This window comes from Pseudomonas koreensis, assembly GCF_012986595.1.
In the GTDB taxonomy this organism is placed as follows: Bacteria; Pseudomonadota; Gammaproteobacteria; order Pseudomonadales; family Pseudomonadaceae; genus Aquipseudomonas; species Aquipseudomonas koreensis.
This window is the reverse complement of the sequence record NZ_JAAQYM010000001.1, coordinates 234,124-258,405: the sequence shown is the minus strand read 5'-3', so window position 1 is coordinate 258,405 and position 24,282 is coordinate 234,124. Positions and strand designations below refer to the sequence as shown.

Sequence of the window (24,282 nt, the reverse complement as noted above, 5' to 3'; positions counted from 1 at the left end):
CATCTCCCTGGTCCTGATGGTGTGTTACTGTCGCCAAATATTTGACGATATTTTGGGGTGTAAGCGTTTCACTCTTGTAACAACAGAGCTAAGAACATCCTGAAGCGTAGCTAAGAAAAAATTTTCATAAGGCTTATGCCGAAAAAAACTTATGCGCTTGGCCAAAACCAGCACATTGTTCAGGACGAAAGCCTTTGTTTCATGCGCTTTAGGGAGCACAAAAAGGCTTGAGGAAAGTTCCATTCACTTTGCGACATACGGCGAAGTAATGCTGAAGGGGAGGGACGCGTAGCGGCAGATGAGCGACAGATTTTTGTCACTCGGGTGATTCACCACCGTTACGTAGCGCTAGTAGGGCTGCTGCAGCGATCAGGATTCTGAAGTGCTTGAAAGCACTGAAGTTTCCTTGTTTGCGCAACCTGCGAAACGAACTGTCGAGGTGCGAGCGTCACCCCGGCAACCCGCTTGAGCCATGGGCGTGCTTCGCGAACCAGTGCCGACGGTGGTCGGCAGCGGAGGAGTTTCACATGGCAACGCTCATCGGGATCGTCACTAAAGTCATTGGTCAGGTTTTTGCGCAGGGCACCGACGGCACACGCCGCGCCCTGGTCGAAGGCGACCGTTTGTTTGCCGGCGATCAAGTGATCACCGGGGCAGAAGGCGCAGTCGCCGTTCATCTGCAAAACGGCCACGAGCTGACCCTGGGTCGCGACAGCAGCATGACCATGTCCGGGCAACTGCTGGCCAACCAGGCGGTGCCGATCAATGCCCCCGAAGTGCTGACGCCGAGCGAAGCGCAGCTGACCGATGTCGAGCAGATTCAGAAAGCCATCGCCGCCGGCGAAGACCCCACCAAAGCCGCAGAAGCGACCGCTGCCGGGCCCAACGCTCCGGGTGGTGCGCCGGGGGAGCTGGGCGGCGGTCACAGTTTCGTCTTGCTGACTGAAGTCGGCGGGCGCGTGGATCCGGTCATCGGCTTCCCGACCGCCGGTTTCAACGGCATTCCCGAGTTTCCTGAAGAACGGCATAACGCCGTCATCGACAATGGCAACAACACACCGATCGTGCCGCCGCCGGTCAACAATCTGGTCACCCTCAGCGGCCTCGCGGTGCCTGGTGGTGAGCTGACCCTCAACGAAGCCAACCTGCCTGACGGCTCCTCGGCCAACCCCGGTGCGCTGATCCAGAGCGGTAGCTTCACAGTGTCGGCGCCGGACGGCCTGAGCAGCCTGAACATCGGCGGCATCAGCGTGGTCAGCGCTGGCGTGGCGGCCGGTTTTCCGCAGTCGATCACCACGCAACTGGGTAACACCCTGACCATCACCGGCTACAACGCGGCGACCGGCGTGGTCAGCTACAGCTACACCCTCAACGGCAACGACGCCCATCCGGCCGGTGGCGGCGCCAACAACCTCAGCGAGCAATTCACCGTTGTGGCGGGTGACAGCAACGGCGACTCGGCGACGGGCACACTGGACGTCAACATCGTCGATGACGTGCCACGGGCAGTGAACGACAGCAACCCCAACAGCGCCTCGGAAACCCTGCTGACCCTGACCGGCAACGTCCTGACCAACGACGTGCAAGGCGCCGACCGTGTGCCCAGCGGACCGGTGACTGCCGGGACATTCACCGGCACCTTCGGCACCCTGGTGTTGAATGCCAATGGCACCTACACCTACACCCTGAACACCAGCGACGCCGATTTCAAAGCCCTGCACGGCGGCGGCAATGGCACCGAAACTTTCACCTACACCCTCACTGACTCGGACGGCGATACCAGCACCGCCAACCTTGTGCTGCAGATCCACAATAACGACGACCCGGTGACAATCGATAGCGGCATCAACGGTGGGGTGCTGACGGTCTACGAGGCCAATCTCAGCAGCGGCAGCGCCCCCGATGCTGCCGCGTTGACCCAAAGCGGCAGCCTGACCATTACCGCAGCGGACGGCGTCACCACGTTGACTGTGGGTGGCATCGCCGTAGTGACCAACGGCGTGGCAGCGGGCTTCCCGCAATCGGTCACCACGCCGCTGGGGAGCACGTTGACGGTCACCGGGTTCAACGCCACGACCGGGGTGCTGACCTACACCTACACCCTGGATCACAGCGACGCGCACCCCACTGGCAACGGTGCCAACACATTGCCCGAACAGTTCGCCGTGATCGTGACGGATGACAATGGCAGCACGGCCAGCACCGTGATCAACGCGACCATCGTCGACGACGTGCCAAAGGGTGTGGACGACAGCAACGCCAACACCGCCTCGGAAACCAACCTGACGCTGACCGGCAACGTGCTGACCAATGACGTGCAAGGCGCCGACCGAGTGCCCACCGGCCCCGTCACTGCCGGCACGTTCACCGGCACTTACGGCACCTTGGTACTGCAAACTGACGGCACCTACACCTACACGCTGAACCCCACCGATGCGGATTTCAAAAACCTGCATGGCGGTGGTAACGGCACCGAGAATTTCACCTACACCATCACCGATTCCGACGGCGACACGAGCACCGCCAACCTCGTGCTGCAGATCCACAACAACGACGATCCCGTGGTCATCAGTGGCCTGGATGTGAACGGCGGCGAGCTGACGGTTTACGAGAAAAATCTCAGCGACGGCAGCGCGCCAGACTCAACAGCGTTGACCCAAAGCGGCACCTTCACCATCACCGCACTCGACGGCGTCACCACGCTGACCGTCGGTGGCATCGCTGTGGTCACTAACGGCGTGGCCGCAGGTTTCCCGCAATCGGTCACCACACCGCTGGGCAGTACGCTCACCATCACCGGTTTCAACGCCACCACTGGCGTGGTCAGTTACAGCTACACCCTCGATCACAACGACGCCCACCCGACTGGCAATGGCGCCAACACATTGCCAGAGCAATTTGCCGTCACCGTGGTCGATGACAATGGCACGACCGCCAACGCGACCCTTGATGTGAACGTGGTCGACGACCTGCCAAAAGCAGTGAACGACAGCAACGCCAACACCGCGTCAGAAACCAACCTCATGCTCACCGGCAACGTGCTGACCAATGACGTGCAAGGCGCCGACCGCGTGCCCACCGGCCCCGTCACTGCCGGCACGTTCACCGGCACTTACGGCACCTTGGTACTGCAAACCGACGGCACTTACACCTACACCCTCAACACCACCGATTCGGACTTCAAAAACCTGCACGGCGGTGGCAACGGCACTGAAACCTTCACCTACACCATCACCGATTCCGACGGCGACACCAGTACCGCGAACCTCGTTCTGCAAATCCACAACAACGACGATCCAGTGGTCATCAGTGGCCTGGATGTGAACGGCGGCGAGCTTACCGTTTACGAGAAAAACCTCAGCACCGGCAGCGCGCCAGACTCAACAGCGTTGACCCAAAGCGGCACCTTCACCATCACCGCACTCGACGGCGTCACCACGCTGACCGTCGGTGGCATCGCTGTGGTCACTAACGGCGTGGCCGCAGGTTTCCCGCAATCGGTCACTACACCACTGGGCAGCACGCTCACCATCACCGGTTTCAACGCCACCACTGGCGTGGTGAGTTACAGCTACACTTTGGTCGATAACGAAACCCACCCAACGGCTAACGGTGCAAACAACCTGCCCGAGCAATTCGCCGTCACGGTAGTGGATGACAACGGCACCACCGCCAACGCAACCCTCGACGTCAATATCATCGATGACCTGCCAAAAGCAGTGAACGACAGCAACGCCAACACCGCGTCAGAAACCAACCTCACGCTGACCGGCAGCGTGCTCACCAACGACGTGCAAGGCGCCGACCGCGTACCCACCGGGCCCGTCACTGCCGGCACGTTCACCGGCACTTACGGCACCTTGGTACTGCAAACCGACGGCACTTACACCTACACCCTCAACACCACCGATGCGGACTTCAAAAACCTGCATGGCGGCGGCAACGGCACCGAGACTTTCACCTACACCATTACCGATTCCGATGGCGATACCAGCACCGCGAACCTCGTCCTGCAGATCCACAACAACGACGATCCAGTGGTCATCAGCGGCCTCGACGTGAATGGCGGCGAACTCACCGTCTACGAGAAAAACCTCAGCGACGGCAGCGCGCCAGACTCAACAGCGTTGACCCAAAGCGGCACCTTCACCATCACCGCACTCGACGGCGTCACCACGCTGACCGTGGGCGGTATCGCGGTGGTCACTAACGGCGTTGCGGCAGGCTTCCCGCAATCGGTCACCACACCGCTGGGCAGCACGCTCACCATCACCGGCTTCAACGCCACCACCGGGGTGGTGAGTTACAGCTACACCCTGGTCGATAACGAAACCCACCCAACGGCTAACGGTGCAAACAACCTGCCCGAGCAATTCGCCGTCACCGTGGTCGATGACAACGGCACCACCGCCAACGCAACGCTCGACGTCAACATCATCGATGACTTGCCAAAAGCGCTGAACGACAGCAACGCCAACACCGCCTCGGAAACCAACCTGACGCTGACCGGCAGCGTCCTGACCAACGACGTGCAAGGCGCCGACCGCGTACCGACCGGGCCCGTGACGGCCGGCACGTTCACCGGCACCTACGGCACCTTGGTATTGAATGCCAACGGCACTTACACCTACACCCTCAACACCACCGATGCGGACTTCAAAAACCTGCATGGCGGTGGCGACGGCACTGAAAGCTTCACCTACACCATCACCGATTCCGACGGCGATACCAGCACCGCCAACCTCGTCCTGCAAATCCACAACAACGACGATCCAGTGGTCATCAGCGGCCTCGACGTGAATGGCGGCGAACTCACCGTCTACGAGAAAAACCTCAGCGACGGCAGCGCGCCAGACTCAACAGCGTTGACCCAAAGCGGCACCTTCACCATCACCGCACTCGACGGCGTCACCACGCTGACCGTGGGCGGTATCGCGGTGGTCACTAACGGCGTTGCGGCAGGCTTCCCGCAATCGGTCACCACACCGCTGGGCAGCACGCTCACCATCACCGGCTTCAACGCCACCACCGGGGTGGTGAGTTACAGCTACACCCTGGTCGATAACGAAACCCACCCAACGGCTAACGGCGCAAACAACCTGCCCGAGCAATTCGCCGTCACCGTGGTCGATGACAACGGCACCACCGCCAACGCAACGCTCGACGTCAACATCATCGACGACCTGCCAAAAGCAGTGAACGACAGCAACGCCAACACCGCGTCAGAAATCAACCTCACGCTGACCGGTAACGTCCTGACCAACGACGTGCAAGGTGCCGACCGTGTGCCGACAGGCCCCGTCACTGCCGGGACTTTCACCGGTACCTACGGCACCTTGGTATTGAATGCCAACGGCACCTACACCTACACGCTCAACACCAACGACGCCGACTTCAAAAACCTGCACGGCAATGGCAACGGTACCGAAACCTTCACCTACACCATCACCGACTCGGACGGCGACGCGAGCACCGCCAATCTGGTGCTGAACATCCACAACAACGACGATCCGGTGATCCTCAATGGTCTCGACGTCAACGGCGGCGAGCTGACGGTCTACGAGAAAAACCTCAGCGACGGCAGCAGCCCGAACCCATCCGCTTTGACCCAAAGCGGCACGTTCACCGTGACCGCGCTCGACGGTCTGCAAACCCTCACCGTCGGCGGTATCGCCGTGGTCACCAACGGTGTCGCCGCAGGCTTCCCGCAATCGGCGGTCACGCCATTGGGCAGCACGCTGACCATCACCGGTTACAACCCTGCCACGGGCGTGGTGAGCTACAGCTACACCCTGGTGGACAACGAGGCGCACCCGACCGGTAATGGCGCCAACAGCCTCACCGAGAACTTCAACGTGGTCGCCACCGACGGCGACGGCAGCACGGCGTCGGGGCAGATCAACGTCAACATCATCGATGACCTGCCGACCGCCAAGGCCGACACCGGCTCGGTGACGGAGGGCGGCACGGTCAACATCAGCGTGCTCGGTAACGACGTCACCGGCGCCGATGGCGCAGCGGCGGGCGGGGCAGTGGTCGGTGTGCGTGCAGGCAGCAACACCGCGAGCTCGGCAATCGGCGGCCTCAACAGCAACATCAACGGCACCTACGGTTACCTGACCCTGGACGCGGCGGGCAACGCCGTCTACCACAGCAACCCGAACTCGGTGAGCCCGCCGGGCGCCACCGACACTTTCACCTACACCATCCGCGACGGTGACGGCGACGAAAGCACCACCACCATCACCATCAATGTCGCCGACAGCAAACTCGTGGCGTCGGTGGATCAAGACGTGACGGTCTATGAAAAAGCCCTCGACCTGACCAAGGACGGCCAGGACCTGGCCCCCGGCACGGTCACCGGCAGCGACCCGACCAATACCGGCGAAACCGCCACCGGCACGCTGGTTGGCGCGGTCACCGGCGGCAGCGGGGCGCTCACCTACACCCTGGTCGGCAGCGCCACCGGCACGTACGGGCAGATCCAGCTCAACGCCGACGGCACTTACACCTACACCCTGACCTCGGCGCCGAAAACCACGCCGAACGCCAACGACGGCGCCAACACCCTGAGCGAAAGCTTTACCTACAAAGCCACCGATGCGCTGGGCAACAGCACCACCAGCACGATCGTGGTCAACATCGTCGACGACGTGCCCAAAGCGGTGGCGTCGGATCGCTCGGTGGCGGCGGTGGAGATCGACTCCAACATCCTTATCGTCCTCGACATTTCCGGCAGCATGGTCGATCCGTCTGGCGTGCCGGGGCTGTCGCGGCTGGATCTGGCGAAACAGGCGATCAGTGCCTTGCTCGACAAATACGACGACCTCGGCGACGTGAAGGTGCAACTCGTCACCTTCAGCAGCAGCGCCACTGACAGAACGTCGGTATGGGTTGACGTGGCAACCGCCAAATCGCTCCTCGCCGGCCTCACGGCGGGTGGCGGCACCAACTACGATGCGGCCGTGGCGACGATGCAAACCGCGTTCAACACCTCGGGCAAACTCACCGGGGCGCAGAACGTCGGTTACTTCTTCTCCGACGGCAAACCGACCACAGGCCAGGAAATCGGCACCGCTGACGAGACCGCACTCAAAGCGTTCCTCGATGCCAACAACATCAAGAACTACGCGATCGGCCTGGGCAGCGGCGTGAGCAACGCCAACCTCGACCCGCTGGCCTATGACGGCATCAGCCACACCAACACCAACGCGGTGGTGGTCACTGACCTCAATCAGCTCAACTCGGTGTTGTCGGGCACTGTGGAAGGCGCGCCGGTCACCGGTTCGCTGCTGGGCGAGGGCGGTACGTTCGGCGCCGATGGCGGGTTCATCAAATCCATCGTGGTCGATGGCACCACCTACACCTATGACCCGCGCGCCAACAGCGGTCAGGGTTCGTTGACTGCATCCGGCGGCACCAACCACGGCACGTTCAACACGGTGAACAACAGCCTGAGCATCGCCACCAACAACAGCGGCACTCTGGTGATCAACCTCGACACCGGCGACTACAGCTACACCTCGCAAAAAACCACGACCACGGTGATCACCGAAAACATCGGCTTCACCCTCAGCGACAACGACGGCGACCTCGCCAGCTCCACCTTGACCGTGAAAGTGATCCCCAACTCGCCACCGGTGGCGGTGGACGACCACGTCATCACCAACGTGCTGTCGAGCAATATCGTCGTGCCGGGCGAGCTGTTGCTGGCCAACGACAGCGACCCGGACGGCGACACGCTCAACGCCTCGCCGACCACCTTCAACACCGGGTGGGCGGCCAAGGGCGCGGACTTCACCGGTACTGGCGCGATCAACTTCACCGGCACCGGCAACACCGCCGCCAACCAGACCCTGGCCGACGTGCGCAACGCGTTCGCCGCCAACACCGCTGCGATGACTGCAGTGCTGGTGGTCAGCGGCTACCTTGGCGCGGTGACCAACGCCAATGCCAACGATGAAGACCTGATCACCGTCAAACTGAAACAGGGCGAAACCCTCAACCTGGATCACAACCTGGCGGCCGGGCATATCACGCTGGAGTACTCGGTCAACGGCGGCGCGTTCACCAGCATTGCCGACGGTGGCACCATCACCGCCGGCGCCGATGGCACGTACCAGATTCATGTCACCAACATCACCAACACCAGTGGCAGCAACACCAACGCGGCGGAAAACTACCAACTGACCATGACGGTCAACTACGCCGGCGCCCACGACTTGACGCCGGATTTCAACGGCACCTACACCGCCAACGACAACCACGGTGGCAGCGACACGGCCAACGTCAGCATCAGCTATCAGGATGGTCACACGCTCACCGGTACCGCCGGCGACGACATTCTGGTGGCCGGTACCGGCAACAACATCCTCAATGGCGGCGACGGCAACGACGTGCTGACCGCCGGTTCCGGCAACAACGAGATGCACGGCGGTGCGGGCAATGACTTGCTCTACAGCGGCCCGGGCAACGACATTCTCGACGGCGGCACCGGCATCGACACCGTCAGTTATGCCCACGCCACCGCCGGGGTCACGGTCAACCTCGGCCTGCTCGGCGCGCAGAACACCATCGGCGCCGGCACCGACACCCTGAGCAACATCGAAAACCTCGTCGGCTCGAACTTCAACGACACCCTGACCGGCGACAACAATAACAACGTGATCAACGGCGGCCTGGGCAACGACATCCTCAACGGCGGCGGCGGTGACGACCTGCTGATTGGCGGCATGGGCAACAACACCCTCACCGGTGGGCCGGGCGCCGACACCTTCCAGTACCTCAAGGGCAACAGTGGCCACGACACCATCACCGATTTCACCCCGGGCACCGACAAGCTCGACCTGTCGCAACTGCTGCAAGGTGAAAACGGCACCACGGCGTCGCTGGACGACTACCTGCACTTCACCGTCACCGGCAGCGGCGCCTCGGTGCTCACCAGCATCGACGTCAGCGCCCTGGCCGGCGCCACGCCGAACCAGACCATCGACCTGGCCGGCGTCAACCTCGCCAGCCACTACGGCGTGACCCCGGGGGCGGGCGGCGTGGTGGCCGGCGGGCACGACACGGCGACGATCATCAGCGGCATGCTGAATGATCATTCGCTGAAGGTGGACACGGTGTGATCAAGGCCTGAAACGACAAAACCCGCCGCCCCGGTTGATCGGGACGGCGGGTTTTTTCTGTCTGGAGAACGGTGTTGCCAGTGAGTCAGCCTTCGCGAGCAGGCTCGCTCCCACAGTGGATGTGTGGTGCTCAGCTATTTCATGCCCGACCAAAAGTCCCCTGTGGGAGCGAGCCTGCTCGCGAAAGCGGCCTCCCAGTCGACCAATCCCTGACTGAATGCACTCGGTCAAATTGTGGGAGCTGGCTTGCCAGCGATGGCGGCCTGGCCAATAACATCAACAGCACGGGGAAAACACTCGGCCACTGTCTGCACTTAAACGTAACCCGCGCGAGTCTGTTTAAAGTACACGAACCGTTACGCCATAACGGCTACAACGCCTTGCGTCGTTACCTACGCCTACGCCAGAATCCGCCGGCTTACACGACCATAGCGCGGGCTATATCGTTTCCCTGTCACTGCCCATCAGTGGCCGGGTTTAGTAGCCCGCATGGTATTAGTAAGTGCATGAGTCCCATTAAGTCAGGCGTATCGATGCCTGCACTTCGATGGTGGTTGTGCGCAGGGCGCTCTCGAGCGCGCCGGCCTTGCTAATTCCTCCGGTCTACTAACCTGCGCACAGCCGCCACCCTTCTTTTAGTAGAGAACGGTCGCGGCCCTTGATCAGGAATTAGATATTTATGTTCAAAGCCACGCCCAACCCCCCAGACGTCGACCCGATCCCCTACGACCCGGCCCTCGACCCGCAGAAGATAAAAGAGGCGACCGATCGCGCCATCAAGTTCTACCTCAACCCCGGCGCACTGAAGATCTCGATCCCTTCAACCCCGTCACGCAAATCGAACAGAATCTTCCTCATCGATCCAACAGTGGACGAAGAAACTCTACTGGTCGAAGCCTGCGAATCACTAGCCGCCGCCAGCGACATGGCGCGCGATATCGGCAGCGCGCTCGACGACTCACACCGCCGCGCCGTGCTGATGCTGCATCAGGTGATCATGCTCAGTGAACTGATGGTCAACCGAGTCCTGGACGGCCGCCGCGTGCCGAACTAGTCACCCGGCCCCTGTAGGAGCTGCCGAAGGCTGCGATCTTTTGATGTTGCTTTTTAAAAACAAGATCAAAAGATCGCAGCCTGCGGCAGCTCCTACAGGTCGTGATTCTTTCAAAAGTGCCTCGATCGGAGTGCCATCTGATGTCCGAAACCACCCCCAATCCGCCGCCCACAGACGCGGTATCACCCTACGAATCCCACAACTCCAGAAAACTCCACGAAGCCGCCGAACGCGCCCTCGACCACTACCTCGCGCCCGCGCAAATCATGGCGACGCCGTACACCCCCAGCAGCATGTTCATGGTCAACCCGCAAACCGATACCGAATCCCTGCTGGCCAACGCCTGCGAATCCCTGGCCTCGGCCACGGTGATGCTCGGTGATTTCGCCGGCACGCTGGAAGGGCCGAGTCGCAATACGGCGCTGGGCATTGCCCAAGTGGTGATGCTGGGCGAGTTGGCGGTGAATCAGGCGCTGGATAACGTCGTGCCCAAGGATTAGGCGCGAGCCGTGGCGGCCTCATCGCGAGCAGGCTTTGAACACGGCGGATAATGCGGAAATACAACGGGGGCGGATCATTTGATCCGCCCCCGTTTTTTGTTGCGATACGGCGTATTCAGCGTCCTTGCGAACTCGCTAAGGATCACACTCGTTGAGGCCAACGACTCACAGGCATTGAACCGCAGCGCTTCGGTGTTGGCCCCCGGCGCGACCATGAACAACAGGGAAAAAAAGAGACGGCATCCATTCCGTCTCCTTTTATGTTGTGCCCTGTTTCAGTCAACTACGCACGGACGACCTCAATGTCGTCAATCTGATAGTCGTTACCGTAGCCGCTCGCAACATGGCTGTACACATCAAGCACAGCTTGATTACTGTTTGGCGTGAATGTGCCCGACAGGAGCATCCAGCTATCCATCGAAGTTATATCGAGAGGTCCTGCAACCGTGCTGCCGGCGGCTCTGATCGATAACCTTGGAATATTATAGAAGCCACGGTACCGCACGACTTTTATGGAAAACCGATATAAAGCCTTGGGACGCAGATTGCTGAATGTTTTTTGAATGTAGACCCCGCTGGAGTTGTTGGTAGAGGTGTGGTTTTGGAGCCTAACGTCACCTTCGACGCTCACGAGTTCCACATCCCTAGGGTGAACATCTGGACCTTTAACCCAGCCATTCATGTTCTCATCGGTAAAATCCGTGAAATCTCGCACAAGCTCGTCGATACCTTTGGAACGTATGGCCAGCGGGTAGTAGCTCCTGTTTCTGTTGGTTTCGTATTGCCATTTCACGCCGTGGACTTCAGCCGCAGGTGGCCATGAGGCAACTTTTTGGGTGGACAGAAATACTTCAGTGTCACCGCTTGCCGGCGCCAGGCTTCCCCAAGACACGGCGATTGCTGAATTTGTTTTTTGGTATGAAAGATACATCACCGACTTGATCCTGTTATCGGCTGCATCATCGGGAATGAAGACTCGGGCGTCGGGTATGTCCTGAACGAAACTCATGGCGGCGTCATATGCCATGCCTCCTTGGTTCCCATGCAATAGCTCATAAACTCCACTGCATCCGACGGGGTAGCGAGCTTGTGTGCCCTTGGCGTCCGTCACCACAATGTTGGTTGATCCATTGCTTGCGGAGACGACTACACCCGTACTGGCATCGACTGTGCAAATGGCAGGGTTCTCGGACACGTAGGTATAAGGTGGGACGCCGCCGGTGGCGAGGCGCGTATCGGTAGCACCGGGTGGGATGTACTGGGTTCTGTCCCACCGGGGGGTGTAAGGGGCCGGGCCGGGAACCAGAAGTGGACCCTCAAGCACCATGGTGGATGTGGTGATTGACAGGGGGGGCGCCACGGTAAATGTCCTCGCCGCCGAACTCGCGCCAGTGCCGTAGAGGGCTCTGGCGGTAAAACTGTAAGGTGCCACGCTCAACCCGGTCAGGATTTTCGTCCAGATACCGGTCACCGGGTCAGCAACGGCGTCACCTTTGTCGGTGGTCCCGTCCAGGATCTTGACGCCCTGACCTTTACTCGCGGTGCCGGTGAGGGTCACGCTGGTGTCGACGGTGATGCCGCCCTGTGGGATCACGACGCCCTTGGAGTCTTTAGCCTCGGTGATGGTTGGTGCTGTAGTCGCCGTCACGGTCAAGGTCCGAGCGGCTGAGGTCTGGCCGGTGCCATACAGCGCCTTCGCCGTAAAACTGTGCGGCGCCACGCTCAACCCGGTCAGGATTTTCGTCCAGATACCGGTCACCGGATCAGCGACGGCGTCGCCTTTGTCGGTGGTCCCGTCCAGGATCTTGATGCTCTGACCTTTACTCGCGGTGCCGGTGAGGGTCACGCTGGTGTCGACGGTGATGCCGCCCTGTGGGATCACGACGCCCTTGGAGTCTTTAGCCTCGGTGATGGTTGGTGCTGTAGTCGCCGTCACGGTCAAGGTCCGAGCGGCTGAGGTCTGACCGGCGCCATACAGCGCCTTCGCGGTGAAACTGTGCGGCGCCACGCTCAACCCAGTCAGGATTTTCGTCCAGATACCGGTCACCGGGTCAGCAACGGCATCACCTTTGTCGGTGGTACCGTCCAGGATCTTGATGCTCTGACCTTTACTCGCGGTGCCGGTGAGGGTAAGTGTTGTCTCGATAGTGATACCGCCATCAGGAATTTCCTCGCCGCTGGGCGAGCCTCGGACCGAGGTAATGGCCGGTGGCACTACCGCGCTGACGTTAAATTTCCATGCCAGCGAAGGTGCCCCCAAGCCATACAGCGCTACGGCAGTCAGGATGTACTCGGCGACTGGCAGATTCGTGAGGGACGTCGTCCAGTCTCCCGCCATGTCGGCCGTAACCCTGCCCATGGACGTGGTGCCGTTAAAAATCTCGACCTGCTGACCTTTACTCGCCGTACCGGTAAGGATGACCGTTGTTTCGACGGTGGTGCCGCCATCGGGAATTTCCACGTCGCTGGACGAACCTTTTACAGAGGTAATGCCGGGCACCACGGTCTCCGTTACGGTGAATGTTCGCGCCGCTGAAGACTCCCCTGCGCCATACAGCGCCTTCGCTGTAAAACTGTGCTCAGCGACCGGCAGGTCCAATATGGGTGAGGTGGTCCAGTCGCCCGACGCCTTGACAGTCAGTATGCCCATGGACGTCATGCCGTCGAAGATCTCAACCTGCTGACCTTTGCTTGCCGTACCACGGAGGATGACTGAATGCTCCGTCGTGACGGTGTCATGGGGGATTTCCTCGTTGTTGAGCAAGCCTTTCACCGAGCTGATCGTCGGCGGCACCATTTGTGCGACTGTCAGGTGGCGCACGTTGGAGTAGGTCGGGCTGGAGTGATACAGCGACTGGGCATACAGGCGGCGTGCACCTTCCGGCACGCTGATGCTGATGCTCCATACCCTCGTCTCAAGGTCGGCGGTTGCTATGCCTTTGGACTGCGCACTCGGGCCGCTTCCGTCGAAGATTTCGACCTGCTTGCCTTTACTCGCCGTACCGGTGAGGGTGAGTGCTGTCTCGACGGTGGTGCCGCCATCAGGAATTTCCTCGCCGCTGGGTGAGCCTTTTACCGAAGTCAGGGCCGGGACCTCCACCTGTCCTACGGTGAATTCCAACGGATTGGAATAACTGAACTTGCCCGTATTCGCGCGAAGGATGTTGTAACTGACGGTCAGTGACTTGCTGCGATTCCCTTCAAAATGCTCCTGCACAAAGTCGGCATCAAGAGAGAAGGTGACGTCCCTGCCGGCAGTCAGGGCATTGAGGGTTTTTCTGTCTTCGAACAGCAGCGTGCCATTGGCATCGCGCAACTGCCAGGTAACGACGTCGTTGGGCAGCGTCGGGTTGGCGACGGGGGCCGGGCAGGTCACTTTGCTGAGGCCGTTGACCAGATCGTTGGGCTCGAGCATGCCGTCTGCTTCGCCGAGAACGCTGGGCGCCACCAGTTCGAATTGCGGGGCGCCGACATTCAGCAATGCCGCATGTTGCGAGGCGCGGCTGATGATCTCACCGTCTTTGTCTTCCAGCAGGTTATAGGACAAGTCCAGCGTCCCGCCCTCAGCCGTCTTGAGGTGCTTGCCCTCCACCATGATCACGAACCCGGCGGGGTCATCGGCCTCGTTCGCGTCGGGCGAGTAATGGGGCAAGTCCGGTTCATAGGTTGTGAGATCGGCGCGGATGGCAAGCCATTTAGGCTTGATGCCCATGCCTTCGTTGATGCGCTCGTCATACGGAATACGAATGCGCACCTCGGACAGGTCAGGGTCCAGTGCGCCATTTTGTGCGTCTTCGGCAATCGGCGCGAGCAGGCGCACCGGGTCGCCGATGATGTTGATGAAGCGGCCCTTGGAGCGCTGGATGATCGAGCCGCCCCGTTCCAGTTGGTAGAAAAAAATCGCCTGGGTCTGTCCCAGCGCGCGGCCGGCGCTGTTGGGCAGGTAGACGTCGACGAGCCGCGGCGGGCTCTTTTCAATGGTCTGGCGCACCGTGACGTCGATGGCTTCACCCTCCAGGGTGGTGCCCTTGATGTGCATGATGACGACGTCGTGCAAATTGAAATCGTCGGTGGCGGCCCAGACCATCAGGTGCAGGTCGTCGTCACCGAGCGCATCGAGGTCGAGCTCATTACCGTTGGCTTGTTCGACGAGGGGCGCTTCCAGCCGTGAGCTGCCGGTGTCGACGACGATGCGGGTTTCGGTGCACCAGTCTTCGGCGGCATTGTTCACCAGATCATGGATGGTAAATGTCACGGCGAGGCCATGGGGGCCTGAGTCCCCGGCCTGGAGAATGTCCGCTTCGGTGACCTGGACCACAATCGGATGGGCGTCCGGGTCGTCGATCTGCTCCTGCGTGACCGGTGCGGAGCGAATCCGTCTACCGCCCCAACTGAGGGTGATCACATCGCGTGGGGCAATATTCGGGTACGGCAAGCGGGAAATGCTGCCGGGTTTGGCTTTGATGGTGACGGCGACACCTGCGGCAGCGGAGTCCTTGTCGACGCCGTCGGCGATCAGCGCCGGGTCGATGTATAGGTACAACTCCGAGTGCTCACCGGCCTCGGGGTTCAGATCTTGCCCGCCTGGGAGTTCGAGCTTGACGAAAAGCTTGACGGGCGGGGTGTACGATTCGGCTGCCTGGTTGAAACGAATCACGCTATAGCTCAGGGTGTGAGAGCCGTTGGTAAGGTGGCGTGGATTTACCCACACAGTGACGCGTTCGCCGACTTCGATATCATCGTTAATCGTGTGCTGATCGACTTGGGCGCCATCGAACAGCAACACGGCTTTGTCGCCCTTTCCCATGTTGCTCCAAGGCAGGATATGGATTTTCAGACCCTGAAGGGGGAAGTTGCCTTTAGCGGCCGCCAAGTTGATGCCCCATTCGCCGGTCTCCAATACGGGTTCAGTGCGTCCGGGAATTTCCGGACCACGCAGGGCCAGGGGGGCGGGCTCTCTCAGGGGCTGGATGAGCATGGCAATGACTCCGAAGCGACGTGGGAAGGGAGTCATTAAGGCGTGGCGGCTGAAGGCTGGCTACTGTCAGAAATTACAGGTCAAGGCGGGTTTGCGACGAGTGGTCGGACACTGTGTTGTTCGCACGCCAGCTCGCCTGGTAGCCCCAAAACCTCTCTGCACGAACCTTCATGAGTGCGGCGAATTAACCCTGCGGATCATCACCATTCCCCTCTGAGCACCGGGTTCTGCATCGGAAATCAGTCCGACGATGGTCTTTTTATCTCCGACGAACGGTAGGCAAACCTAGTATTTCTGACAGTAGTCAGCATCTGCGAGCGGGCATCTAATTGGGCCAACAGGAACGCAACCCCACCGTCAGTGAAAACCCTGTTTTTTCACGACTGATCCGGGTACGAACATCGCCTCGTTATTTGCCATGGAGTTTGCAATGGTGCCTCCTGAAGAACCATCGGTGGATCAGCAGCATAAATGCGATGAGCGCGAAGCAACATTTGCGGCGCTTGCACCGCCGGTTGTTCCGGCGATCCTCAAAGACGAAGACGGGAATGAGAGCCCTGATGGTCTATTACCTCGCGATGTATTGGCCCGCGATCTGCTGGTCACGATTCCCGCCTGGAGTTTCTCCACAGATCCGGCATTCGGGGCAGACGTCGTATTGGTGGGTTGGCGGCCAATAGGACTGCCCTTTGTGCAGGTTTCTCAGGTCCGGTTCACGATACCCATTGAGCCGGGTGACAAGATTGTTTCGGTTCCTCAGCAATGGCTGGTAAATGGCATTTACGACCTGTCCTACAAGCTCGTCATCGGTGGCAATGAGGCGGAATCCCCGCGTAAACCAGTCACCGTCGATCGGGTACCACCCGATGACGGCCTGCAACCGGCGATGCTTGAACTGCTGGATCTGGTGGGGAATATCACTGATGACTACCTGAGCGAACATGGCCAGGTTCGTTTCAAGGTACGGCTCTATCTCGACGCGAAGGCCAGGGATCGGGCGATTTATTACTGGACGGACTCAATTACCCCACCGGACTTTGAAACCGAAATCCGCGAGCAGGCGTTCAGTCAGTTCGATATCGACACCGATCAACTGATCATCACCGTTTATGAAGGTGACATTCGCCTGCGCGGCCATGGCCAGCGGTACATTTATTACCGCTTGCGCGACTGGGCCGGGAACCGGGGGCCGCGCTCGCCGTTATTACCGGTGTTTGTCGATCTGACCCCTGGGCCGTCCGAACTCAAACCCCCCGTTGTCCCTCTCTCGGAGAGAGGATTGATCGACCGTCAGCACGCCCGTGACGGTGCGGTCAACCAAGGTGCGGTAACGGTTGAAATCGAAGCCTATGACAATGCCTTTGACGGGGATCGGATATTGGTGGACTGGGACGGCACCGTCCTGCCGCCGCAGGAAGTGGATACGACAAAATTCCCTTGTGTGATCCCTGTGCCGTGGGCGGCTCTGATCGCCAAGGGACTGGGCCCGTCGAACGCTAGCGTCACCTATCGCGTGCGTCGAGGCGGCGTCGATACCAAGCCGTCGCTGGAAACACGGGTGCCGGTGAATTTGACGGTGGCGGGTCAGGATCACGCCAATGCGCCGGCGTTGTTCAACCCGACGCTGGCGAGTATTGAAATTTACGGTGCCAATTCCAAAGTCCTCAACACCCTGCGCACCGAGGATTTTGGCGAGGACGCCGATGGATTCCTGACCTTGTTCGACAGCCCTGACCCCGGGCAAACCATTGAACTCTACTGGGGCGCGATCAGCGCGCCCGTTGCGCAATATATCGTCCAGGCCGGGGACGTCGCCGGCAAGAAGGTTGCGTTCAAGATCCCATGGTCGATCATTGACCAGGATCGGCAGAACCCGGCGTTACCGGCTTATTACACCACCAGTAACGGGATCAACCAGCAACAGGCCCCCGTCACACCGGTGAGTGTTTCGATCATCATCATTGAAAACCTCAAGGAGCCTTCGTTCCCCGACGCTGGCAAGTTCGGGGTGCTGGACTGCTGTGCCAAGCCACGCTTATGGGACCGAGTACGGGTGAAGATCGAAGGCAACCCGGCGTTTGCCGAAAAGGACATCGTGATTCTGTACTGGCAAGGCTGTGAAGGCCCCAATGGCACCCGGCCTATTACCGGCGCGGCGGAGCAGTTTTTGACCATTTTGAATCAGGATCAGGCACGCGATGGTTTTGAAGTGCATGTAACGGACTTCGAAAGACTGATCGCCCCCATGGTCAATAGCGGTTCGGCGCTATGTCACTACAGTTTGAAAAAGTTTGCCGGCGGGCGGGGTATTTCAAGAAAAGATTTTGTGATTATCAATAGAACCATGCCCAGCGGAGAAGTCTGCTCGCCGACTCATAAAACGTGTCCGGACCCGTGACGGATCAGTGATTAATTAAACAGCAGTCCTATTTACTCGAAAGGTCGCGATAGTTTGTGCGTGGCCGGCAGGGAGCAGTGTGCCCATTTTTGGGTGTTGGTTAGTTGATAAACCTTGGGCAGGTAGAGCCCGTGTCTGAAGGAGTTAGAGAATGGCCAGTCTGAAAAAATCATTGACACCTGCTGAACAAAGTCGGGTCAATTATCTGAAAATTCGCCATGCGGTTACTACAGCTGATGCCCCAGTCATCAGGGTGCATCCCGATAACAAATTTCTAGACGATGAGCCGGACGACGATATCAATCAGGTCCCGCTGTTAATGCAAGGGCAACCCTTCAAATGTCTGGTCGATATACCCGCAGGGTCCGATGACCCGAATGGCATCCCAAGTTTTATTGATCTGACATTTGATCAAACCCGGGTAACCTCAACCCGTTATACTTATACAACGCCGCTTGATCCCGCTATTACTGAAATCGAAATGACGTTGCCGGCCGGATACACCAATCGTGAGGGGAAACATGAGTTGGGCTACTTTATCTTTCAGGGCGGTAATACCAGTAATTCTGTTCCGTTAACGTTTCATGTTGATAGAAAACCTCCACATCCGCTACTGCCACTCCTCATTCCGGATGAGGTAAAGAATAATGGTATAACCAAAAAATATCTGGCAGATAATGGTTTTGTAGAAATTATAATTCCAGACTATGCAGATCCGAGGATCGGTGACGTTATCACTGTCAAATATGGGCGCTCGATACCTCTGGCCGAAGTTGTCGAGACAGTGACTCGTACTGATGTAACCACTGTCATAGTCGTTCGGCTTTCCGCTGCTCAGGTGGAAAACGCGGGTGAAGGTCTTTTAGCGCTCTTTTTCACCATCGCCGACCGAAAAGGAAACTTAAGTACGCCCTCTGAAGCAGTGACGTTTCCTGTCGTTCTGACAGATCCCCCCGAAGGATTGCTACCTTTGAGCATTCCGCTGTTTGATGACGACGGCCTGGTGGATTTGGCGGATGCTAAAACGCCTCTGGGAGTGGGAATCGAAGATGAATACACCAACTACATGCCAGGCGATAAGCTGGTTGTGACGTACGACGGTATTCTGCAGCCCGAGCAGACCATTACCGGCTTTCCGTTTTACGTCGATATTTCGTTCAAGGATGTGTTCAACGGCAACCCAGGTGAAAAAACCGTAGCGGCTGGCTACCAGATCAAACGCGGCACCATCCTTTATCCGTCCACTCCCATCTCCAAGAATGTCGACGTTGATTTGAGAAAACCCGGCGAACCGATCGATCCGGACAATCCAGGCGAGATCAACCCGAATCTGGCGCTGGTGACTGTTCAGGGTGGTTCAGGAGGCACTGTCAACACGTTGACAGCCGCCGACAAGGATCAGGACGTTACTGTAACGGTCATTACCTATACCGGTGCCAAGGAAGATGACACCGTTCAACTTGTATATAACGGCAAGCCGGTATCGGATGCTGATGGCGGCATCTTCACGATTCCGGCCATTATTCCCCCAGATTTGGAGTGGACTGTCGACTGGAGTGTATTCGAAGAGCAGGGTAACGGTGATACGACGCACCCGATGGCTTACGTCATCGGTCACGACCTGAACGATAACGTGGACACTTCACCTCCCCGGGAGGTGGATGTACTGATTCAAACCGATACGGTGCCTGATCCGGCATTTCAACACCTTCTTGAGGGTTTCGATGATTGGTTGTATTGCGGTTCTCTGCGGCGGGATCCCGTGTTGGGATGGGGGGTCGAGGTGTTGGTGCCGGGAGGCACGCTGGAATTGGCGGATCAAACACTGACATTCAGTTATCAGGGATATAGCGATAGTACCGGTTCATCGCCAATAGCCGGGACGGATGAGGAAGTGAGCTTTACTCCGTCAGTGCAGGATGCCACCGATGGTTTCATTGTGAGGATCCCGTACGAGCCCATCCGCCTGACAAAGAATGCGTGGGGTGGCGTTCAATATACGGCGCGCATCAACGCACGTCCGATAACCTCCGTGGAACATATCGTCAAGGTTTACATGGTCAATCCAGCTGATGGCGGGACTTGCGATTTGCCGACCTGATCAATGCGTTCCTTAAGCAGGCACGGGCGGCATGCACGCTTCCCGTGCCTTCTTGTACAACGATCATTGAAACAGGCGGACTTATCAGCGTGCGGGGAAGGACTTTTCCGGCTCTTGCTAGGACTTTCCCTACATTTTTCGTGGTGTCAGGTCAGTATCGTTCGCGCTTCTTACAGCTTTTGGCGTCATTTCTGAAAGAGGTGAGGTGATGAACATTCAGGAAGCCATGTTATGAATACAAGCCATGTGTCAATGCAAAAAAAAACGCCTGCGGGACTCTTTCGAATGCTGGTCGTGCTACCGGCATTTTTTTTGAGCGCAACGCCCTCATTGGCCGCCGTTATCGTCGATAACGGCAACACGCTGGATATCGACGCAACAACACCGTTGACCGATTACCTGGTCCGCAATGCCAGCGTTCTGAACATCGCCGGGGCTACAACCGAGAGTGTGTCTGTGATCTCAGGATCAACATTGAATATCAACGGGGCCACCGTCAATGCCAACAGTGGCATTGAGGGCATCAATATAACCAACAGCACCGGCAATCTTATTGGCGCGATCGTGACCAGTGACGTGACGGGGTTGGCGGTCAATCGGTCTATCGGCTCGACGCTGAGTTCGACCGTCACCGCCACCGACAGCAAGTTTTACGGAGGCGAAGCCGGGGCTCAAGTCACGGGTTTGAGTACGCTGACGCTGATCAACAGTCAGGTGACGGGCACAGGGGCCAACAGTAACGGCCTGAACATTCTGGGCGGTGATGTCCGCGCTACGGCGAACACGGTCATCAGCGGCGACAAGGCCGGCGTAAGCATGGGCAGGGATCCCTCGGGCCTGGGCAGCAATTCGCTACGGCTGGACAACGCCAGCGTGCAAGGCCGCAGCGGTGACGCGATCCTGGTGGGCCAGGGGATCAACGCCACCATTGCCGTGCTGAACAATTCCACCCTGCAGGGTGGCAATGGCAATCTGTTGACCGTACAGGGCGCATCCACCGCCAACCTGAACGTTGGCCAGAGTTCGCTGCAAGGCAACGTGAACGTCACGGGCAACAGCACTGCCAACCTCACGTTCGATCAGGGCAACATGACCGGCGACGTGCTGATGGAAAACGGCTCGAGCGCCAATGTCACCCTGCAGAACAACTCGCAACTGACCGGTCGCCTGGACAAGGTCAACGGCGTGACGATCAACAGCGGCTCGAACTGGACGCTCACCGGCGACGACAGCATCGGCACCCTGGCCATGAATGGCGGGCGTGTGTCCTTCGGTGCTCAGGATGTGCCTGACACGTTTTACATTTTGAAAGTGGGTACTCTGGCGGGCACCGGGGTGTTTGCCATGAAGGGCGATTTCGATCATGGCGGTCGTGATTTCCTCAATGTGTCGGGCGTCGCGACGGGCAACTTCGATCTGGCAGTCACCGCTTCCGGGCTGGACGCGGCTTCACCACAAGCGTTGACGCTGGTGCGCACGGCGGCCGGTGATGCGCACTTTGCGCTGCAGGGCGGCCCGGTGGATGTAGGCACATGGTCGTACGGCTTGTCCAAGACCACCAATGAAGCCGGCGAATCGGAATGGTTCCTCGACCCGGCCACCAAGACGGTGAGCCCGGGCGCACGATCAGTGCTGGCCCTGTTTAGCGCGCCGACCACGGTCATGCTGGCCGAGGGCGCGACGCTGCGCAGCCGGATGGGCGAGTTGCGCTTCAATGGCACCCAGCCTGGCCTCTGGATGCGTACTTACGGCAACAAATACAACATCGCCGCAGGCTCGGGTGTGGCGTATCAGCAAACCCAGCGCGGTTTGTCTCTGGGCGCCGATGTGCGTCTGGGCGACAGTCAATGGCTGGCCGGTGTGATGGGCGGCTACAGCGACACCGACCTGAGCGTTGAGCAAGGCACGTCCGGTACGATCAAGAGCTACTACTTCGGCCCCTATGTAACCTGGCTGGATGCCGACAGCGGTTACTATTTCGACGCGCTGCTCAAGTTCAACCGGTTCAACAATGACGCCAAGGTCACTCTGAGTGACGGCAGCCGGGCGAAGGGTGATTACCACAACTCCGGTGTCGGCGTTTCGGCAGAGTTCGGGCGCAACATCAAGCTGGATGACGGCTATTTCGTCGAGCCCTATACCCGCTTGACGATGGACACTATCGAGGGCAGCGAGTACGCGCTGAACAACGGCATGCAGGCTGACGGTGACCGTGCGCGGTCGGTGCTGGGCGAAGCCGGTGCCACGCTCGGGCGCCGCTTCGATATGGGTAACGGCATGGTCGCCCAGCCGTATGTGCGGGCAGCGGTGCAGCACGAGTTCATCAACAACAATCGCGTGACGGTCAACGACAACAACCAGTTCAACAATGATCTGTCCGGCTCCCGGGGGCAGCTCGGCGCCGGTGTGGCAGTGGCGTTGTCGAAGGGCCTGCAGGTGCATGGTGACCTCGGCTACAGCAAGGGCAAGAACATCGAGCAGCCGTACGGGGTGAATGTCGGGTTGCGTTGGGATTGGTAAATATCCTTGATTCAATGAGCGCCCAATGAAAAACGCCTCGCAACATGCGAGGCGTTTTTTTTTGCGCGGTTGTGTCGGGGCCACCGGTTGGGCGGGCGCCAACCTTACGGCTTGACCTCGATTTCCAGGCGCTTGGACTCACTCACGCCATGGTGCTGCGGTTTGTTGCCGGACACCTGGTAGAACAGATTCAGCTTGCAACGCTGCAGTATCCGCAGATGTTCACCCGGCACATACAGGATCACGCGCTGGTTTTTCGCGTCATCCGGGCTGACGATGTGCTGTGCCTCATACAAGTGGGGATTGCCGTTGGCCTTGATGCCCAGCAACGCCATGTTCACGATGTCGCCGTCGACCATGCCAGGGTACTGAATCTCCACGGTGGCCACTCCTATACCGGACATCACGGTATCGCCCATGGCCTCTTTGAGAACCGGAGCAGGCATTTGCGCGACGACTTCGGTGAATGCGCGTTTGGACGGGAACGGGGGGCCGCCGTTTTTTTTGTACAGCACATACGACGCGTCGGCGCTGCCCCCGGCAATCGCCCGGACCTCCGTATTCGGAATCTGAAAGTTGAGGACGCCGGGGATACTGTTCACGATTTTTGATTGCACATTGACCAACGGATTGCCGGTTTTTGGCGTGCCTGTCCATTTGAGGGTAACGGTGTCATCCAGGTCGAACTCGCCGGGTTTTACATTAACCCTCACGTTGACATCGCTATCACCCAGCTTGTCGAGATCAATGATGCCGTTGAAGGATTCCTGGATGATGGGTGCAACCAACTGACGGACTTCGGACTGGACCTTGACATAGGTAGATTGGGACCAGTCTGCAGAGTAGTTCCACACTTGGTCATGAATCTCGTAGCGCACCAACAGTGCGTCGCTGTCACCCGCGGCCACTATGTCGTTCGGGAGGGCCGTGACCACGATGGGGGTCGTCCCGGCGACTTCATCCGCGCTGACGCTATGGGGCGAGAGGAGGACCTGGCCCCATTTGACCTGAATGACATCGTGCACGGCCATGTTCGGATATCGGGCAATGGTCATGTCAACACCGTTGGCTGTCCAGACGGCATCCACGCCGTTCTCGATGACGTCCTGCGGCAGTTGCACGATATGCAACTCCGAGTGACCGGGCTTGTGAGGCTCTTTGTCTACTCCGCCCGGCAAATCCAGTTTCACCAGCACTCGCAAAGGTACAGAGGGCTCTTCAGGGGTGGTATGCCCCGCACGGGTCAGTACGTAGTAGACCTCATCGACCCAGCCTGGATGGATGTTGGTGACCGGCAAAAAGAAAAACACCGGTTTGTTGCTGTCATCTTCGTCATCCTGCAGAGCCCGGGTAAAGATCTTGTTGTCCTTCCCCCAATAGATATCGAGCGTGTCGCCTGTGCGCATGGGCGGCGCGTAGGCATTGACGGCACAGAACAAACCGTCGGGCCAATCGTGGTACGTGTTGTAGTTGATACCGCCGTCCCCGTCGACGATCGGCTCTATCAGTCCTGCGATCAGCAACGGCCGCAGTGCCTGCGGAGAAATATCGTTTTGCAACCGTGGAAACAGGAAGGAACGCAGGTGGGTCATGACTAAAATCC

Annotated in this window: 8 protein-coding genes; 6 read left to right on the top strand and 2 right to left on the bottom strand. The window is 59.0% G+C overall.

All coding sequences use genetic code 11. From position 1 onward, the window contains the following. Positions 1–527 precede the first annotated feature (527 nt). The 3 genes from HBN98_RS01140 to HBN98_RS01130 all read left to right on the top strand — a co-directional run bounded on the left by HBN98_RS01140 (position 528) and on the right by HBN98_RS01130 (position 10,682). On the top strand, positions 528–9,128 hold the full coding sequence (locus HBN98_RS01140; protein ID WP_083366649.1) for a retention module-containing protein: 8,601 nt from the start codon (positions 528–530) through the stop codon (positions 9,126–9,128). A gap of 679 nt (positions 9,129–9,807) precedes the next feature. Then, positions 9,808–10,182 (top strand): DUF6124 family protein, encoded by a 375-nt coding sequence (locus HBN98_RS01135; protein ID WP_064587395.1) that lies wholly within the window; start codon positions 9,808–9,810, stop codon positions 10,180–10,182. Between the two features lie 140 nt (positions 10,183–10,322). Continuing rightward, complete coding sequence (locus HBN98_RS01130) at positions 10,323–10,682, top strand: DUF6124 family protein (RefSeq protein WP_083366647.1); 360 nt, start codon at positions 10,323–10,325, stop codon at positions 10,680–10,682. A gap of 283 nt (positions 10,683–10,965) precedes the next feature. On the opposite strand, the gene HBN98_RS01125 is transcribed toward HBN98_RS01130, so the two are convergent. After that, positions 10,966–15,660, bottom strand: a complete 4,695-nt coding sequence (locus tag HBN98_RS01125; protein WP_169844026.1) for a hypothetical protein — start codon at positions 15,658–15,660, stop codon at positions 10,966–10,968. A 430-nt stretch (positions 15,661–16,090) separates the two neighbouring features. Between HBN98_RS01125 and HBN98_RS01120 the strand changes: the two genes are divergently transcribed. The 3 genes from HBN98_RS01120 (at position 16,091) to HBN98_RS01110 (ending at position 22,679) form a co-directional block, all read left to right on the top strand. Next, complete coding sequence (locus HBN98_RS01120) at positions 16,091–18,058, top strand: hypothetical protein (RefSeq protein ID WP_083366645.1); 1,968 nt, start codon at positions 16,091–16,093, stop codon at positions 18,056–18,058. Between the two features lie 151 nt (positions 18,059–18,209). Then, the gene (locus tag HBN98_RS01115) at positions 18,210–20,159 is read left to right on the top strand and encodes a hypothetical protein (RefSeq protein WP_169844025.1); all 1,950 of its coding nucleotides are present in this window, start codon (positions 18,210–18,212) and stop codon (positions 20,157–20,159) included. A gap of 285 nt (positions 20,160–20,444) precedes the next feature. Further along, positions 20,445–22,679 carry an autotransporter outer membrane beta-barrel domain-containing protein gene (locus HBN98_RS01110; RefSeq protein WP_229755021.1) on the top strand — a complete coding sequence of 745 codons (2,235 nt, stop codon included), beginning with the start codon at positions 20,445–20,447 and terminating at the stop codon, positions 22,677–22,679. A 104-nt stretch (positions 22,680–22,783) separates the two neighbouring features. Here HBN98_RS01110 and HBN98_RS01105 read toward each other — a convergent pair whose 3' ends face one another. Next, positions 22,784–24,271, bottom strand: a complete 1,488-nt coding sequence (locus tag HBN98_RS01105; protein ID WP_083366643.1) for a hypothetical protein — start codon at positions 24,269–24,271, stop codon at positions 22,784–22,786. Between the last annotated feature and the right edge of the window lie 11 nt (positions 24,272–24,282).

Coding starts and splice junctions, on each gene's coding strand:
- HBN98_RS01125 (WP_169844026.1), bottom strand. CDS start 15,660: ATGCTCATCCAGCCCCTGAGAGAGCCCGCCCCCCTGGCCCTGCGTGGT.
- HBN98_RS01140 (WP_083366649.1), top strand. CDS start 528: ATGGCAACGCTCATCGGGATCGTCACTAAAGTCATTGGTCAGGTTTTT.
- HBN98_RS01120 (WP_083366645.1), top strand. CDS start 16,091: ATGGTGCCTCCTGAAGAACCATCGGTGGATCAGCAGCATAAATGCGAT.
- HBN98_RS01135 (WP_064587395.1), top strand. CDS start 9,808: ATGTTCAAAGCCACGCCCAACCCCCCAGACGTCGACCCGATCCCCTAC.
- HBN98_RS01115 (WP_169844025.1), top strand. CDS start 18,210: ATGGCCAGTCTGAAAAAATCATTGACACCTGCTGAACAAAGTCGGGTC.
- HBN98_RS01130 (WP_083366647.1), top strand. CDS start 10,323: ATGTCCGAAACCACCCCCAATCCGCCGCCCACAGACGCGGTATCACCC.
- HBN98_RS01110 (WP_229755021.1), top strand. CDS start 20,445: ATGCTGGTCGTGCTACCGGCATTTTTTTTGAGCGCAACGCCCTCATTG.
- HBN98_RS01105 (WP_083366643.1), bottom strand. CDS start 24,271: ATGACCCACCTGCGTTCCTTCCTGTTTCCACGGTTGCAAAACGATATT.